The sequence below is a fragment of the Paenibacillus sp. GD4 genome, assembly GCF_030846225.1.
Classification (GTDB): Bacteria; Bacillota; Bacilli; order Paenibacillales; family NBRC-103111; genus Paenibacillus_G; species Paenibacillus_G silviterrae.
Genome location: NZ_JAVCYK010000002.1, coordinates 600,592 through 618,321 on the forward strand (window position 1 = coordinate 600,592; position 17,730 = coordinate 618,321).

Genomic DNA, 17,730 nt, shown 5'->3' on the forward strand with positions numbered 1-17,730 from the left:
AGACAGCTCCCCTCATGGTCTTTTTTTTTATATAAAAAAGGAAGCGTCCCAGAAGTAGAAATACTACTTTTGAGACACCCCCACGAATACATAACAGTGCTATTCTAAGGATTCGTTCAGGCTGTTCAATGCCTCTTTGATAGCCGGGCTTAAACGATAGGTGTTGATGATCGTTTGGATCGATTCGGCACGTGTTGCTCCACCATTTGGGTCAAACGTTTGATTTGTCTTTCCGGTAAAAATCCCCAGGGCGGTTGCCTTTTTGATTGCATCCGCACCATAAGCTTGGTCTAGATCGGTAAATTGTACATTCGAGGAATCGCGGTTAAGTATAAGGGCGTTTAATACACGTGTGATCATGAGCGCCATTTCTTGGCGGGAGATCGTTTGTTCAGGCCGGATCGTACCGTCACCGTAACCGGACATGACACCAACGCTTACAAGCTTCATTAAATATTCAGATGACCAATGGCCGTTAATATCATGGAATTCAGAGAAGTCCTCCGGCCTGATGGTAACCGCTCTTCCTGCCATATCAACAAAACCTCTTGCAATCATGGCTGCAAATTCCGCACGTGTAATTGGGACATCCGGTTCAAACGTTCCATTAGGGTACCCATTAATAACCCCAAGCTTGGTTAATTTTTCGACGGATGGAATCGACCAGTGCCGGTCAACATCACTATACTCTATTTTATTAAGAACAGCGCCTTTGCTGAGGATGTCAGCCGCCCTTGATTGCACACCGGAGATGACATTGTTATCTGTTCGCACAACCTGGCTTCTAAAGATATCGTTAGGATCCTGGAAGGGTTCGTTCGATTTCTCCGGAGTTCCCGGCCTTTCCGGATTGGCAGGTTCAGTGTTTATCGGCTTAGGAGCCTGTTCCCCGCCTGTAGCTACGGGAGCCGCGGATGGCGAGCTTTCCGCCTCGGAGGTAGGTACAGGTTCGCTAGGAGGGTTACTATTAACTCTTCCCAGTGTAATTGTCCCCGAATCGACGCTTTGCCCTGCAGGCACCGTCACACTCTTACTGTTGCCGGCAAAGCCCGATGCACTTGCTATGATCGTTTGATCCCCTGCCGCAACATTGGTCAATTCAAAAGCGCCCAGCGCATTTGTTGTTGTGCTGACCTGTCCGATGCTGACAGATGCTCCGCTGATCCAGCCATGATCCGTACCGTAAACTCGACCTGTTACCGTCCCCGTCGTTTGTCCGGGAGGATTGGTCGGTGGGTTTGATGGTCCCGACGGAGTTGATGCCCCCGGAAAAACCAGCAAATAATGAGTATTCGTAAGCGTTTCATCCATAGCCGAGACATAGTGCTGCGGGAAGAAGAAAGGATAGATAACATAGGACCCGCTGGTCATAATAATGTTATTATCGTGAACAGCAAACGCCTTGGCAGTATATGTAACTGTCATCCCGGTATCCGATGCACCCCGAGGTATGTCGAAAGTAATCGTCTTATTGACCTCATCAATCACACCAGCATGATTATCAAGTGCTAATGAAGTAATCGTTCTATCCTTAATCAGATACCTAACGTTCACAAAGTAGTCCCGAGTACCGGAGATACCGTCAACTCGTACGGTAGCTGTTAATTTAACCAGATGATCCAGATCATCCATAGTTCGGTACACATACCCCAGCGGAGAAATAACAGACGGCTCGCTGGACACCCAAGATACGGACGAGGAATATTTGCCGCCAATAGGTAACGTGATGCCTCGGCTTCGAACCCCCTCAGCAGTATCCCCATTCTCGAATCGGATCTGTAGTTCATCCAGTGCTTCACGAAGCTTGTCTTCTGCTGTTGGTTCGGCTTTTACAACATTGACCGTAAATTCTTTAGTTACCGGAGCCTCGGCACCGGCGGAAAGTGTAGCTGTCAATGTGACTTGCTTATCGCCCCCAACATAAGGAGGTCGTTTAACAACACCCGTGTTAGAAATAATTGACGTGTCGGATGAAGCCCATGTAATAAAGGTACTGTTCAGCATAACGGGTAATGTAACGCTTGACTGGACATTATCTTTGTTTTGTCCAGCCGAGAAGGAAATTTGGAGTGTTTCTTTGGTATTCTGTAAGCTGTTGTAAGTATCCCATGTTACTGTTACCGGGAAGGAGGCAGATGTTTTGCCATCCCGGGCTGCAGTAATGTTCGCAATACCTTCCGTTAGGCCTGTAACAATACCGCCCGAAGACACGGTGGCAATAGCTTCATTGTCCGAATGCCAAGTAGCAGTTGTGCTGATATCGGTAATTGAAGCATCCGTCATCATGCCATTGGCGGTTAACTGAACCCCTCGGTTAGGTGAAAATCGGGTGGGTCCAACAATGTAAATAGAGTTTGCTGTAGGTGCAGCTGCCAATGCGATGTTAGTGTCAAGGTAAGTAAACACCGGAACACTCAGCATTGATGCCACCATAGCTGGAACTAACAAGCTTGAAACCAATTTCGATGCTCTTCTGCGTAGTCTCAATGAAATACACCCCAAAAATTATTATCTACTTTAGGTCAATAATTGCGTGTGAAAATCCTAAATAATACAGATACGATTAGATGAATTCTTTTTATAGACCTTTCATTGTAAGTTTACCTCGCCTCCTAATCTTCTTGTTGAATACATTTTACATGTTACATCATTCTACTTTTTTCGACAACTATAATATCACATTACTGCATCCTGTGACGATATAAAGATATTAACCCTTCATTTCGGGACCTTCTTCCTATATTTGAAACACCTATAAAGTCCGTAAATAAATATCACCGACACTACTATCGGTGTAATTTCAGGAAGCATGATTAGAGCAATGAGAACATCCTAATACAGTAATAAATCCAAAATTCCAAACACAAAAATAGAAAGAAGCAGGGTTTGAAATTTATTGTAAATAAGATATATACGTGTGGGTAAGCTCCCTATAAACCTCATGTAAACAACCTCTTCCCGGATTCGTTGTACAAGCAGTACGAAACAACTTTCATATAGTTACAATTATCATTCCATCTGCACCTCTACTCTTCTATGGGTACATTATGTGGGATCGGAGGTGTAAAAATAACAAAAGCCGGCCATTGCGGCCGGCTTTTTGCGTTATCAATAGTTACATCAAATACTTGCTCAAATAATCGTTTCGGAACTTTCCGTGCGGGTCGCATTGCCGGACCAATTGTTGAAATTCAGGCAGCTTACTATATAGCGATTGCAGCCTTTCCGCCGGCATGGTAAACAATTTCCCCCAGTGGGGGCGGGCATTGAAGGGGGCCAGCTGGTTTTCAAGCAGCGGCAGCACTTGCCGGACCGCTTCCCAATTCGGTTTCCATGTAAAGTGGATCCCGACCGAATCCTGTTCGTAACAAGGACTCATCCATAGGTTATCTTGAGCAATCGTACGTACCTCGGAAACATATAGCAATGGCGATATGGAATCCCTTATACGGTCAATTTCACATAATGCCTGATATGCATCTTGCCGCGACACGAAATATTCGCTTTGCAGCTCTTCTCCGGCGCTTGGTGTGAAATCCATACGGAAATGCGGCATTCGTTCGTGCCATGGTCCTGGAATACCCAGCTGTTCGGTACAATTCTCCGCGGTACAGCCCGGTACCGGATGCCTATGGTTTGCAGCCAGTGTCGCCCCGAAAAAATCCTTCTCCGCAGTACCGGAATCGGGCTCGCCCATTCTCCGCTTTTGCCAAACCTGGTTGAATATCGGTTTTTTCCAATCCGTGAATAAGCTGACGCTATAAGCGCTGGAGAAAATTTCGTCAAAATTCTCTTTCAGCTGTGCCAGAGGCAAGTTCTCGTAGACGAATTGCAGCATATCAAATGCCGGAACGACATCGAAGGTCATCTTCGTCACTACGCCCAATCCCCCCAAATTCACCACGGCCCCGGCGATGCCCCTATCTTCTAGATCACGTGAGAACATGACGGTTTCCCCGTCCGCATTGACCATTTCAAGCGAATGCACGGCGGTAGCTAAATTGCCGTTTCGATCACCGGAACCATGTGTCGCGGTGGCACATGCGCCCGCAACGGTAATGTGCGGTAGCGAGGCCAAATTATGCAGCGCATAACCGTTATCGTGAAGATATCGACAAAGCTCCCCGTACCGGATTCCGGCTTCGACCGTTACCCTATGATGTACTCGATCCAACGTGATTACCCGGTTCAGCTTCTGAAGAGATACAAAGCTGTCGGTTGAGTCGGCAATCCCGTTAAATGAATGACGTGTACCAAGCACCTTGATATGTCGGCTCCGCGCCACCACTTCTTGAAGCTCCTCGACATGCTCGGGAACGTGCAGCTTCGACGTACTGTACCTATAGTTTCCTGCCCAGTTAATCATATCCATCGGTTACCTCCTTCTTTCTTCTTCCATTAACTTCGGCCAATCGTAGTGCTTGTCCAGGCTTCGTAACATTTCGCAATAGCACTCATGTCCTCCGCCCCCCAACCGCTGTTGCATGCAATTTGAAAAATTTGCTGCACAGCCGCTTGCATCGGCACCGGTACCTCCAGCGATTCCGCCAGACGGCCCGCAAGCTTCAAATCCTTGAACATCAGCTGAGCCATGAATTGTGCGGAGAAGTCACGCTGCAATATTTTGGGGCCCTTCATCTCGGCCATTCCGCTTCGTCCGCCTCCGCCGGAGAGCACCTCGAGGAACAGCTCCGGATCGCCGCCGGATTTCTGAACGATAGTCAAACTTTCCGCAAGCGCCGTCAAGTTCGCAGCAACAAGCATGTTATTGGCCAGCTTGGCATTCGCCCCCGATCCGCTTGGGCCCATGTATACGGCTTTCTTGCCCATCGCTTCAAACAACGGTGAGCAAGCTTCATAGGCTTCTTGATTTCCGCCTACAATAAACGTCAGCACACCCTCCATAGCCTGGGGTTTACTGCCCGTAACCGGCGCATCCAGCATCTCAACGTCGTAGACGGCAAGCTGTTCAGCCAGCCTTTGGCTGGTAACGGGGTAGATTGTACTGCAATCCACCACTATGCGCGGCTTGCTCTTCTCGGATTCCTTGCAAGCGGTGAGAATCCCCTTCTCACCTAAATAGACTTCCTCCACGGCTTGGTCATCCGTCAGCATGGTGATGACGATCTCCGCTTGTGCAGCGGCTTCTTGCGGAGAAGATGCCAATTCTACATTGGAAAGGGTTTCAAATTCCCGCATTCTATTCCGGTTACGATTATAAACAATCAGGGAAAAACACGCTTTATGCAAATTCATGGCCATCGGCTTCCCCATGGTTCCCAATCCGATAAATGCGATTTTCATTGATTTAGCCTCCTGTCGTCTGAATGGTCTTTGCATATTATCTTCTCTCTCCAAACAAGGAAATCCTTCAAGCGCTTAGACAGAAAAACGCCCCGAAAAAGGGACGTTTAACATTACATTCTATTAATTTCGAATCAAGTAATCGAATGCGCCTAAAGCTGCGGTTGCGCCCGATCCCATAGAGATAATAATCTGCTTATAAGGGCTGTTCGTGCAATCTCCCGCGGCAAACACGCCGGGTACGCTGGTAGCTCCGTGACTATTCACGACGATCTCGCCCATTCGTGTGCGTTCCACCGTATCGCCCAACCAATCCGTATTAGGTACAAGTCCGATTTGTACAAAGACACCCTGCAATTCAATATGCTGAACGGTCCCCGTATCGCGTTCGATGTAAGAAATCCCGTTAACTTTGTCCGTACCGGTAATTTCTTTCGTTTGTACGTTCTTGAGAACCGTGACATTCGGCAAGCTGTAAAGACGCTTCTGAAGCACAGCATCCGCTTTCAGCTCCGGCATAAACTCAAGAACCGTAACATGGCTCACAATGCCGGCAAGATCAATCGCCGCCTCAATACCTGAGTTACCGCCGCCAATAACCGCAACATGCTTGCCAGCGAATATCGGGCCGTCACAGTGGGGGCAATAAGCCACACCTTTGTTCTTGAACTCGGCTTCGCCCGGAACGCCAACGTTGCGCCAGCGTGCCCCCGTGGAAAGGATAACGGTCTTGCTCTTTAGTACTGCACCGTTCTCAAGCTCTACCTCGATAAAGTCCTTTCTTTCGAGACGCTTGGCACGCTGCAGCTTCATCACATCAATTCCGTATTCTTTCACATGTTCTTCGAGGCTTGCTGCGAGCTTAGGACCTTCAGTGTATTTGACGCTAATAAAATTCTCAATACCTACCGTATCCATTACCTGACCGCCGAAGCGTTCCGCGACGATACCTGTGCGAATGCCCTTACGTGCTGCATAAATGGCTGCACTGGCCCCTGCAGGACCGCCCCCTACAACCAATACGTCGTAAGGCTCTTTGTCAGCAAATTCGGATGCATCCGGAGTATCGCCGAGCTTCGCAACAATTTCCTCCAGTGACATCCGGCCGCTGCCGAAGAATTCGCCGTTCAGGAATACGGACGGCACAGCCATTACATTTTTACTTTCGGCTTCTTCTTTAAACGCCGCGCCATCGATCATGGTATGGGTAATGCCCGGATTGAGAATGCTCATCAGGTTTAGGGCCTGAACGACATCAGGACAGTTGTGGCAGCTCAGACTGATGTAAGATTCGAAGTGATATTCGCCGCTGATGCGCTTGATCTGCTCGATTACGCTCTGCTCAACCTTAGGAGCTCTTCCGCTTACTTGCAGCAGTGCTAGCACAAGAGAAGTAAATTCGTGCCCTAAAGGAATACCGGCGAAAGTAACGCCGGTATCTTCCTGGGGACGATTCACACTAAAGCTAGGAGTTCTCGGTAAGGAAGCCTTCTCTACCGTAATTCGGGGAGACATGCCGGCCAGTTCATCCACCAAAGCCAGCATGTCAACAGATACCGCATCGGACGCTGCGCTAACCTTAAGTAGCACGTCCCCTTCCATAAGCTGAAGGTATTGATTTAATTGTGCCTTAATATCCGCGTCCAGTATCATGTCGGTGCCCCTTAAATTTTGCCTACGAGATCAAGGCTTGGCTTGAGTGTTGCAGCGCCTTCCTGCCATTTAGCAGGGCACACTTCGCCTGGGTTGTTACGAACATACTGAGCTGCCTTGATCTTGGTAACAAGAGTGCTTGCATCGCGGCCGATGCCGCCTGCGTTAATTTCAACGGTTTGGATGACACCGTCCGGATCGATGATGAAGGTGCCGCGATCAGCAAGACCGTCGGACTCGATCAGCACATCGAAGTTACGGGAGATCGTGTGGGATGGATCGCCGATCATCACGTAAGTGATTTTGCCGATCGTTTCGGAGGTGTCATGCCATGCTTTATGTGTAAAGTGAGTGTCCGTGGAAACGGAGTACACCTCAACACCAAGTCCTTTCAGCGTTTCGTACTGGTTTTGAAGATCCTCCAGCTCGGTCGGGCAAACGAAAGTGAAGTCTGCAGGGTAGAAGCATACAACGCTCCACTTCCCTTTGAAATCCGCTTCCGTAACCTCAACGAATTTACCATTGTGATACGCTTGTGCTTTAAAAGGTTTTACTTCTGTTCCAATAAGAGACATATTCCATTTCCTCCTAGATATAGTTTTGTAAATAGTTTAACCATAAATATATAATAACACGTTTTGGGAATAAATTCATGAAGGAACGATGAAGACAGCATGAAACCTTGATGAAGATATCATGAAGGTTTCATGAAGATGTCGTCGTGACGGATTAATGCTTAGTCAACATTCCTAATTACCTTTAATACAGCTAATTTTTGAACAAAATTGCTTGTAGCCATTCCAGGATCCCCACAAGCAATTTTTACATTTGAGAGGTTGTTTGGGTAAATAATCAACAAACTCCCTGACCACTTTCATATGCAGGCCTAACCTCCATTGCTTACATTTCGAATACCGGATTAATATAACCATTGAAATCCAGAAATATAATTTTATGGATGCACACTCAGGAGTGAATTGACCAACGGACAAGGTGACTAGCTAATGACCCCCGTACTGGTAATATTCACATGGGGGATGACCTCGAATTCAGCCGATGGGTAAAGCTCCTGCCATTCGTCCCAAGCCTTTTGCCGATCCCAGTTCTGCGCCCTATACCGCAATCCGAATCCAATGGGGTCAACTTTAGATTGCTGCAGCTTCTTGAGAAATAACTGAACCCTCTCCTGTACGGTCTGTTCCGCCAGCTTTTCCAGATCATGTAACTCATCGCCTCGGAAATGGGTTTTCGATGTTTCCTCAATAATCCCGCTTATCTTTAACCGTACTTTGATTTTCAGTTTGCCGTCAGCCTGAGGAACGATCGTGAAAAGGCTCCTTACATTCTCTGCTGCAATGACAAAGAAATCATTGCCTTGGTTGACTCTGATGTCGTATTTCCCGGTCCCCTGGTAAAACGTATTGAATATTTTCGTTTCACGCGGTGTAAGAACAAGCTTTTGTTTCTTTTTATCCAGCAGCGAAACACGATTGATCGTTAACTGGTTGCCTCCACGCGGCTCAAGCACCGGCAGTATAGGGTCGATTCCACGCTCGGTTAGCCTTCTCCGGAAGTCAAACATATACTCGGAGACGACATACCCCGTTTCCGTTCCTGTCTCTCCGAAGAACATAAACAGCATATTGGAAGGCAGCCTCTCGGTATTCGGCTCCAATTTAATCACATCGATAGCTCTGGGCCTTCCGATCCCCATCCAGGCAATTTGCTGAACGTCTCTTCGCCGGAAGAACCAGTCGCAAATTTCCTGCATTTCACCTTTTTTGGCAATACCCTCGCCAATGATAATCGCCTTCATATGGCCGAGATCCAATTCCTTATCGATTTTGGACTTGACAATACGCAGCGCTTCAGCAATTGAATCGTTCTCCTCTGTTACCAGAATCGAATTATTAGCGCCAAATTTCTCTTCGGGGCTTGGAATAGCAAGACGGATCGTAACCATGTATTTGCGTTCCTTGTTCACGGGCTCATCAATAGCCATGGAGACCGCAAAAAAACGTTTATCGATGTCCTTGAAGCCGCACCCCGTCAGACCGCCGCACAAGATGAGGCATAGGGCAAGTTTACATGCTATCCGCTTCATGACGTCTCCTTCTTGCAGCAAAGTAGATAAAAGCCACTAGGACAACTTCACTGGCCAAACGAACAATAAGCCACACCCGGCCCAATTTAAAAATGCTTTTCTCATCCAGCATTACCCCAATGAAGATGACGGCAGCTCCCAAAACAGCAAATACTAAAAATCGGATTATGGTCCCCCGTGTACTTTCCGCTTTGACCATTGAAGTCAACAATTGGTTAGCCGCGTGCCAATGCACCCCAATGCTAATGGCGGAGATCCCGGTATAAAGGACGATAAATATGTACATGACGCGTTCGACGATGCCTAATTCAATGCGCATGGAATCTGCTGTGCTAACCCAGGGATATGTGTAATCCCCCACACCGTCTGCCCCATGAAACCCAATGGGTATGTAGAATGATGTAAGGAGGATACCTAATCCCAAAAGACCAAACATCCAGATCCGCTTGGTTTCCACCGGCTTTTGAAACACCTTGTTAAAGAACACCATATTGAGGTAGCCGCTGAAAATATAAGTGGCTGCGGACAAGGTCTCCAACCCGGGTGGAGTAAAGATATGACCGGTTGTGGCGATCACCGAGTCATACAGGAAGGCTCTATTAATAAAAGATTTGGCGAAAATTAATGTGATCAATGGTACATAGAGAAACAAAACGATTTCAACGGTATACAGAACGTTTCGTGATTTACGGGTGGCAATGTACCAGCCGACAATTACAAAAAGCAGGATAATCTGCCAGATGGGATTATCGGGGTTGACATAGCGGATCGTAATATCCGCAATGGCATAGATCGTGATAACCCCTGCAAAAAACCATAGCAGGAGACAGTAGACCTTAATGAGTGCTGCCACCTTTTTTCCCATCATTTGCTCTAATATTTGAGGCAAATCCTGTTGAGGGAGGTGCGCTAACGATTTCATTAACGTATACATCAGCAGGGTTCCGATAGGAACGGAAATCAGCATGGAGGATAACGTACCGCTGAATCGGTACTCGATCAGGGTTTGCGGTACATAGCTGATTACGTTAGTCAGCATATTCAGCAGAACAAGATAATAAAAGTACCGATTCAACGGCGCGCCCCCTCTCGCAAATCAATTGGTCTTTTCTTTGGCGCTCCTTAAGAAAATTTTCAAGTAGGGCTGTCCGAAGCTCTCTTGATCCGCCATGTAGATGATCACTCCCAGGAAGCTTAAGACTAGACCCGGCAGCCCGAATAACGCAGTCATAAATAAGATTATGTATCGGAAGACACGGATACTGAAATGCATCTCGGTAATCGGAATGACAAAGTTGGTGATGGCAACGGCAGCAACGATAATGATCATGATGTTGCTGACCAGCCCTGCTTGCGTTGCAGCCTGCCCCAAGATCAGACCGCCTACGGTTGTAGCCGTCGGCCCGATCGTTTTGGGCAGCCGAATACTTGCTTCCGTCAGAAGCTCCATCATAAGCAGCATAAACAATACTTCTATATAAGACGGGTATGGCACCGGGGCCCGACTCCCCGCTATGGATAAAGCAAGCTGAACACGCAGAAGTTCCGGGTTATAGGAAGTAAACGCCACATAGAAGGAAGCGAGCGTTAAGCTAGCCAGGAGACCAAGGTACCGCAAAAACACCAGGAAGCGGGTAACCCAATAATGCTGATAGAAATTGTCAATCCCTGCCATAAAATCATAAAAAACAACAGGCACCACAATGCAAAAGGGAGTGCCTTGAATCAGCACGGCTACCTTTCCCTGCGCTAAATTAAAGACAACCCGATCCGGTCTTTCCGTAACCATCATCGTCGGAAGGATGGAGCGTTTCGTATTGTTTAAATGCAGCTGAAGCTGCGCGGCCGCTTGGATGACGACACTTTGAACTCGGTCCAACCGCTTCTTTACTTCTTTCAGTACCTCTTTATTTACAAGCTTTTCGTCATATGCAATACATATAGGTGTTCGCGATAGGGTACCTACCTCCATATTCTCCGTTACCAAAGAAGGTTGATTGTACCGGAAACGCAGTAAATTCACATTAATGCTCAGATCCTCGCTGAAGGCGTGCTTCGGGCCTTGCACTGTATTCTCTACGGTTGCTTCGCCGAAGCTCGTATTTTCATTTTTGGCGGCATCAATGAGGATGACTTCTTGATTCACTACCAGTACGGCGGTGCCGCGTAGCATGGCTTGCACAATCGACGGCGGGTCCGGCAGCTTTTTTAAAGTGGTCAGCGCTTTGACATATTGGCTGTAATCGTGGAGAGACGGAAACTGGGTAAAAAATGGGATAATATACTGATCATGAAGCTTTTTCTCGTCGGAAACGCTTTTCACATAATATAACCAAACACAATTCCCTTGAAATTCGAGCTTCTGATCAACGAAATCATCGGAAGACGATAGCTGCTGAAGAAGATAGTCCTGTAATCTCTTTGCATTTTCATCCATTTCAACGACTCACATTCCTCATTTTTGAATATTTTCCCCCTTCCGGCCGTGATTATTCCACAATAAGTCAGCCCAATTGAATTATAAAAGAAAAAAGGGGGTGTCCCATAAGTAGAAATTCTACTTCAGGGAACACCCCGTTTCTTTATGTGGAACTAAATTTCGCTTGAAATAGTGGAAGGCGGAAGCCTATCCCGCCGAATTTGGAGCTCCTTTGGCTCCCACTGCCGCTTTCTTGAGTAAATTATGGGCAAGACTAAGCAGACCTACCTCGATGTTGACTTTAGGGAGACCTCTAAGAAGAAACCTCCGGAATCCTCGATTCTTGTTCCAAGGTACAATTCATACAGAGATCGCTCCTTATTGGTTATGGTAGGTGTTACTTCCATTTTACCAAAATTGAGCGATCTTTTCTTATTTACGTACCCCAAAAGGGATAACATCTAATCTATTGACGGCAACCAAGTGTTTGAGCTTAGGCTGAAGGTATTTTCCCACGACCACCGATAAGATGGTCATATTTTCACGGACTTATGGGACAGCCCATACATGATATCCCGATAGGAAACGCTTCTTAAACGGGCTTGGGAGTTGGGGTCGGCTTGGCATAGCCTGTCTTGTAGTTTAGATCAATCATATCCCGGATTTCTTTAGCCGATTTGCCGTCCTTCAGCATGCGTGCCGATTCCACCGCAATATTGAGACAGACGCCGCAGCGGGTTCCATGATCATCCCATACGACGGACCCGTCCGGGTTGATTTGTTGAACGAAGCAGTTCATGTTGCTTTTATGTCCCGCACTTTCGCCGCAGCCGCAGTAGCATGGAATCCATTGAAGCAGATCTGTGCTTAAACCCGCGATTTGATAAGCTAAACGGACTTGGTCCGGCTGCTTGTCTAAAAACGTCGGAAGTGCCTGTATCGAGGCTGTTTTTTCCTGGATATCATGATTGGCGTGACTGTCGTGTTCTAGCTTAGCCGATTCCTTACTGCCGCATGCGACCAGTGTCGCTAAGGATAATCCGATCGCCATTAATTTGAAGGAAGTTTTCAACAAAGCTCACCTCAGCATTGGAATGGCACTACTATATCACAGGTCGTCCGGCGAAATCATAGAAAATGCGAAATGTTCACGAATTGCACAAGAAAAAGAAAAACCATCCTAAGGTCATTCTGTGCTAAACTGTTGGGGTATCTCAAGTTACGAAAAAGGATGTAGATCCCCATGAGTTATTCTTGGAAGCGTAATCTGGCGATGTTGTGGCTCGGTTCTTTTCTGGTCAGTATGGCTTACTCCATTTCATTTCCCTTCCTGCCGATATTTCTGCAAAACGATCTTCATATTACAGAGCATCTGGAAATTTGGACGGGGATCATCTTCGCCGTTACGTTCCTCGCCAGCTCATTTATCGCTCCCTTCTGGGGCTCCTTGGCGGATAAATACGGGCGAAAGCTCATGATGCTCAGGGCGGGTCTATGCTTATCCCTCGCCTATTTTCTGTACTTTCTCGTCCAGACCCCCTATGAGATGTTATTTGCAAGAATCCTGGAGGGTCTGCTCGCGGGATATATTCCGTCGGCAATCGCCTTGGTAGCCACCCAAACACCGGAGAAGCACGTCGGTTATGCATTAGGGATCATCTCCACAGCAGGTGCCTCCGCTTCCGTGATCGGACCCTTACTCGGTGGCGTCGTCAGCCATTGGGCTGGACCTCGTGAAACCTTCTTTGTGGCGGGCGTGATGGTTCTGGCAGCGTTCGTCATCGCATTCCTTTGGGTGAAGGAGCCTCATTTTGTTAAATCGGAGAAGAAGCGATCTTCGGTCTGGAGTGATCTTAAGGAAGCTGCCGCGAATCGAAATTTAATGATGATTTTGCTCTTGATTTTTATTACTTCCACCTCCATCATGATTGTCGAGCCTCTGCTGACGATCTATGTGATTCAGCTGGGCTCAAGTGAATCATCCGCATCCTTGCATTCAGGCATCATTTTCTCCGCAGTGGGAATAGCCACATTAATTGCCGCACCGGTCTGGGGAAAGCTCGGCTCACGACTCGGTAACGGGAAAGTACTGTTTGTCGGACTTCTCGGCGGAGCCGCGGGTAATGTCCTGCAGATCGCATTCACTCACTTGGTAGGCTTCGGGGTGTTGAGGTTCGTCTATGGGCTATTTTTTGCAGCGGTATTTCCGGCTTTAAACGCATCCATTGTCGAGAATACACAACCTGAGTTCAGAGGCCGCGCTTTTAGCTTGAATCAGACTGCTAATCAGCTGGGTCTCGTCATCGGGCCCCTCCTTGGAGGCATCCTTGGCAGCTTGCTTCCCATTCCATACATTTTCCTGATTAATGGAATAATGCTCTTCGTAGTGGCGATGCTGATGAAGCTCCCGCAATTCTCATTTTACAAAGCTCGTGTTAAGGAGATTTCTTCATAAGCTCCTTATTGTAACTGCGAAACGTTCCTCCCCGTTACCGGCCTATCATGTGGAGGAATCGTTTCGCTTCTTTTTTGCCGTTCATGTAATTACTCGAACCTGCGCATCTCATTATTTTCTACCGCCTTAGCATTTTCTACATCATCCAAAACCTAGATATATCAAGGGTTTCGACCATGTCAGATATGCTATAAAGCGAAAATACGAAGCAAATATAAAACGCTTTCTTTACGTTGGGAAAGGTACCCACTATATTCGAATCAAGGTGCTGACGATACAGTCTACCTCCCCGGGAGTACGACATACGATCAGCTTCTTCGCTCCAACAATCTAAGGAGGTATACAAATGAAACGTAAATGGGTCAACTCCATCATGACGGCTTCACTTGCTGCTGCAGTAGCTGCAGGCTGCAGCGGCGGCAACACAGCGAAGGAACCTGCCGGAGGAACCAGTCCTTCTCCTGCCCCGGCATCGCCTGCTGCAAATTATGGGGATACCGGAGGTCTGAAGCTTCCTATCGTTGATAAGCCTACAACGCTTACTTGGATGCTGGTCAGCGATACCCCGAACCTGAATGATTCTATGGTAGTGAAGGAGATTGAGAAGCGTACAGGCATTAAACTCGATATTCAGGCCTACTCCTCTCAGACCTATAAGGATAAGCTGAAAGTCGTCGTTGCTTCCGGCAAGCTCCCCGATATTTTCCACGGTCAAACGGTCGCGGAGTTGAACAAGATGGGGGCTCAAGGCGCCTTAGCTCCAATCAACCCTTATTTGAATGAACTGCCTAACTTTAAGAAGCTGTACGTCGACAATAAAGAAAACAACTGGGTCATGAAGTCCTGGTCGGACGACAAAAACAATATGTACTCCTGGCCGATCTACGGCCTACAGCGTGATGTCAACCATGGCTTCTTGTACCGTAAGGATATTTTCGATAAGCATGGAATCAAAGAATGGACGAACACCGAGGAATTCTACAACGCGCTCAAAAAGCTGAAAGAAGCTTATCCTCAGTCCTATCCTTACGCATCCAAGACGAAAGAAACGATTTTCCGCGATTGGTCCTATGGTTGGGGACTCGGTGGAACTAGCTTCCCTGCAGCCTACGATGAAAAATCGAAAAACTGGGAGCTTGCTTATACGCAGCCTGAGTTCAAAGACATGCTCGACTTCATGAAAAAGCTGTACAACGAAGGACTGATGGACCCTGAGTTCGTAACGGACACCGATGCTTCGTGGACAGCCAAGATGACCTCCAGCAACAAATCGTTCGTTACCTTTGACTGGATCGGCCGTCTCGACTCCTTCGCCAATCAAGTAAAAGCACAAAATCCGGAATACAACCTCCGTTACGGCAATCCTGTAGGCCCGACCGGCAAAATCCGCAGTCTGCCGAAAATCGATAACTGGGGTATCGTCGTTTCCAATAACAAAAACAAAGAAATTGCTCTCAAGCTGCTTGATTACTTAACAAGTCCATCCGGCTCCTCTCTTATTACCATGGGGATTGAAGGCGAAACCTTCAAAATGGAAAACGGAAAGCCTGTTTATCCGGAGCTGAAGGACCTCCCGCTGATTGATATTAAATCTCTGGAGAAAAAGTACGGCATGTGGATTGAGGGAATGTATCTGCGTCCGGACAAGCGCAGCGTGTATTACAACTTCACGGAGAAAGAGAAGGAAGCTCAGGATAAGATCATGAAGGACAACAAGTTCGAGCCTGCCGACCCGGTTCTGAAGTTTAGTGACGATGAGACCAAAACACTCGCTGAGATGAAAGTATCTCTGGAAAAAGCCGCCAACGAATTCGCAACGAAATATATTATGAAGAAGGAATTCGGCGACGCTCAATGGAAGGAATGGCTGCAAAGCGCGGATAAGCTAGGCGCAGCAAAGTTTATCGACGCCTATAACGCAGCACAAAAACGTTACGATGATGCCAAGTAAGCAAGGGGGCGCTCCGACGCTTCCTACCAGAGGGCTCTCATCGACATGGCGGCATATGAAACGGGATCGGCAGCTGCTTCTTTTATTCCTACCTTGTATATTGTTCTTTATTATCTTTCGTTACGGCCCGCTATACGGGATGATCATTGCCTTCAAGGATTACAATGTGTATCAAGGCATTCTTGACAGCGAATGGGTTGGGCTGCGGCACTTTCAGCGATTCTTCGATAGTCCTGATTTCTGGTTATTATTCAAAAATACGTTTCTGCTCGGAGTATTTACATTGCTATGGGCATTTCCTTTCCCGATTCTCTTTGCCGTGCTTCTTAATGAGGTTCGGCATATGGCCTTCAAGAAAACGGTCCAAACCTTCAGCTATTTGCCGGCTTTCTTGTCTGTGGTTATCGTCAGCAGCATGATTATTGATTTTCTCTCGCCAACCCATGGATTGATTAACCAGGTATTAAAGCTGATGGGCTTCGACGGTATCTATTTTCTTGCTGCGCCGGAATGGTTCCGTACGGTGTACGTATCTACCGAAATTTGGCAGCATATGGGCTATGAAGCGATCATCTATCTGGCGGCTATCGCAGGCATCGACCCTACTCTATACGAAGCGGCCAAGGTAGACGGGGCGACACGTACGCAAATGATGAGATACATCACCCTCCCAAGCATTATGCCGACGGTCCTCATCATGTTTATCATTAAGGCGGGTGCTATGTTCCGAATCGGTTACGAGAAGGTGCTTCTCCTTTATAATCCGATGACTTATGAGGTCGCGGATGTGTTCTCCACTTACGTTTATCGTAAAGGTCTGCTCGAAACCAACTACAGCTACGCTTCTGCGGTCGGGATGTTCGAAGCTCTGATCGCTCTGGTCATGCTGCTGATTTCGAATCTGATTAGCAAGAAGGCGGGAGGGAAAGGACTATGGTAATAAGTCGCAGAAGTTCTTCCGGCACAGGGTTCACGATGTTCGATGCCCTCCTGGTCTTTCTTTTAGGTCTTGTGGCGATTGCGACGGTTTACCCCGTTCTGTATATCATAGCCATCTCGTTTAGCGACACGGCCAGCATTGTCCAGAATCAAGTGTTTCTATGGCCTAAGGGCTTCAACATTGACGCCTACATTCAGATTCTGCAGGATCCTAGAATTCCAAGAGCTTATCTGAACACAGTGCTCTATACCGGCGTGGGAACGGCGATTAACCTGCTGATGACGGCTGTTGCAGCTTATCCGTTGTCGAGGCCCGGCTTTTTCGGGCGGAAATACTTCATGATTGCGATTGTGCTGACCATGTTTCTGAACGGCGGGATTATTCCTACGTATCTGATCGTCCAAAAGCTCCAGCTGATTGATACGATGTGGGCGCTTGTATTGCCCAATGCGATATGGACCATCGAGCTTCTCATTCTCAAGAGCTTCTATGAATCGATGTCCGCATCGCTTCGCGAGTCGGCTGTTATGGACGGAGCCTCGGAATACCGGATTTTGTTCAGCATCATTATTCCGTTATCCAAACCGGCGCTGGCATCCATCGGTCTGTTCTACTTCATGGGGCATTGGAACAGCTTCTTCCTCCCTATGATTTATTTGAACGATTCCGATTTGTATCCGCTGCAGGTCGTGCTTCGGGATATGCTCATCTTCGATAGCGCCAAGGAAACGGGGATTGCGGAGCACGCGGCGCTTACGCCACAGGCTATGAAGAATGCAACAATATTTTTATCTATGATTCCGGTGCTTATCGTTTATCCGTTTGCGCAAAAATATTTTGCCAAAGGAATTATGCTCGGTTCTGAGAAGGGATAATTCAGCAGTTGGTCGAATTACACATAAGT

The 17,730-nt window shown here is 47.4% G+C and carries 13 protein-coding genes; 4 read left to right on the top strand and 9 right to left on the bottom strand.

What is annotated here, in order from left to right:
- Positions 1-99: 99 nt before the first annotated feature.
- From RAC89_RS25705 to RAC89_RS25745, 9 genes are all read right to left on the bottom strand, one after another.
- Positions 100-2,433, bottom strand: a complete 2,334-nt coding sequence (locus tag RAC89_RS25705; RefSeq protein WP_306616588.1) for an S-layer homology domain-containing protein — start codon at positions 2,431-2,433, stop codon at positions 100-102.
- 682 nt (positions 2,434-3,115) lie between these two features.
- Positions 3,116-4,372 (bottom strand): FAD-binding protein, encoded by a 1,257-nt coding sequence (locus RAC89_RS25710; RefSeq protein ID WP_306616589.1) that lies wholly within the window; start codon positions 4,370-4,372, stop codon positions 3,116-3,118.
- Between the two features lie 26 nt (positions 4,373-4,398).
- Complete coding sequence (locus RAC89_RS25715) at positions 4,399-5,304, bottom strand: NAD(P)-dependent oxidoreductase (protein WP_306616590.1); 906 nt, start codon at positions 5,302-5,304, stop codon at positions 4,399-4,401.
- A 123-nt stretch (positions 5,305-5,427) separates the two neighbouring features.
- A complete protein-coding gene (ahpF, locus tag RAC89_RS25720) occupies positions 5,428-6,957 on the bottom strand; it encodes an alkyl hydroperoxide reductase subunit F (RefSeq protein ID WP_306616591.1) in 1,530 nt (509 codons plus the stop codon).
- Positions 6,958-6,968: 11 nt separating this feature from the next.
- On the bottom strand, positions 6,969-7,532 hold the full coding sequence (ahpC, locus tag RAC89_RS25725; protein WP_284645794.1) for an alkyl hydroperoxide reductase subunit C: 564 nt from the start codon (positions 7,530-7,532) through the stop codon (positions 6,969-6,971).
- A 422-nt stretch (positions 7,533-7,954) separates the two neighbouring features.
- Positions 7,955-9,061 (bottom strand): Ger(x)C family spore germination protein, encoded by a 1,107-nt coding sequence (locus RAC89_RS25730; protein ID WP_306616592.1) that lies wholly within the window; start codon positions 9,059-9,061, stop codon positions 7,955-7,957.
- On the bottom strand, positions 9,042-10,136 hold the full coding sequence (locus tag RAC89_RS25735) for a GerAB/ArcD/ProY family transporter (protein WP_306616593.1): 1,095 nt from the start codon (positions 10,134-10,136) through the stop codon (positions 9,042-9,044). The genes RAC89_RS25730 and RAC89_RS25735 overlap by 20 nt, the downstream gene beginning before the upstream one ends.
- A gap of 21 nt (positions 10,137-10,157) precedes the next feature.
- Positions 10,158-11,498: a spore germination protein gene (locus RAC89_RS25740; protein ID WP_306616594.1), complete on the bottom strand. Its 1,341-nt coding sequence runs from the start codon at positions 11,496-11,498 to the stop codon at positions 10,158-10,160.
- A 574-nt stretch (positions 11,499-12,072) separates the two neighbouring features.
- On the bottom strand, positions 12,073-12,531 hold the full coding sequence (locus RAC89_RS25745) for a PCYCGC motif-containing (lipo)protein (protein ID WP_306616596.1): 459 nt from the start codon (positions 12,529-12,531) through the stop codon (positions 12,073-12,075).
- A gap of 192 nt (positions 12,532-12,723) precedes the next feature.
- Between RAC89_RS25745 and RAC89_RS25750 the strand changes: the two genes are divergently transcribed.
- The 4 genes from RAC89_RS25750 to RAC89_RS25765 all read left to right on the top strand — a co-directional run bounded on the left by RAC89_RS25750 (position 12,724) and on the right by RAC89_RS25765 (position 17,701).
- Entirely contained in the window at positions 12,724-13,935 is a 1,212-nt protein-coding gene (locus RAC89_RS25750) for an MFS transporter (RefSeq protein WP_306616597.1), read from the top strand.
- 346 nt (positions 13,936-14,281) lie between these two features.
- The gene (locus RAC89_RS25755) at positions 14,282-15,886 is read left to right on the top strand and encodes an extracellular solute-binding protein (RefSeq protein WP_306616598.1); all 1,605 of its coding nucleotides are present in this window, start codon (positions 14,282-14,284) and stop codon (positions 15,884-15,886) included.
- Positions 15,876-16,826 carry an ABC transporter permease gene (locus tag RAC89_RS25760; RefSeq protein WP_373430108.1) on the top strand — a complete coding sequence of 317 codons (951 nt, stop codon included), beginning with the start codon at positions 15,876-15,878 and terminating at the stop codon, positions 16,824-16,826. The genes RAC89_RS25755 and RAC89_RS25760 overlap by 11 nt, the downstream gene beginning before the upstream one ends.
- A gap of 35 nt (positions 16,827-16,861) precedes the next feature.
- The gene (locus RAC89_RS25765; protein ID WP_373430109.1) at positions 16,862-17,701 is read left to right on the top strand and encodes a carbohydrate ABC transporter permease; all 840 of its coding nucleotides are present in this window, start codon (positions 16,862-16,864) and stop codon (positions 17,699-17,701) included.
- The last annotated feature ends 29 nt before the right edge of the window (positions 17,702-17,730 follow it).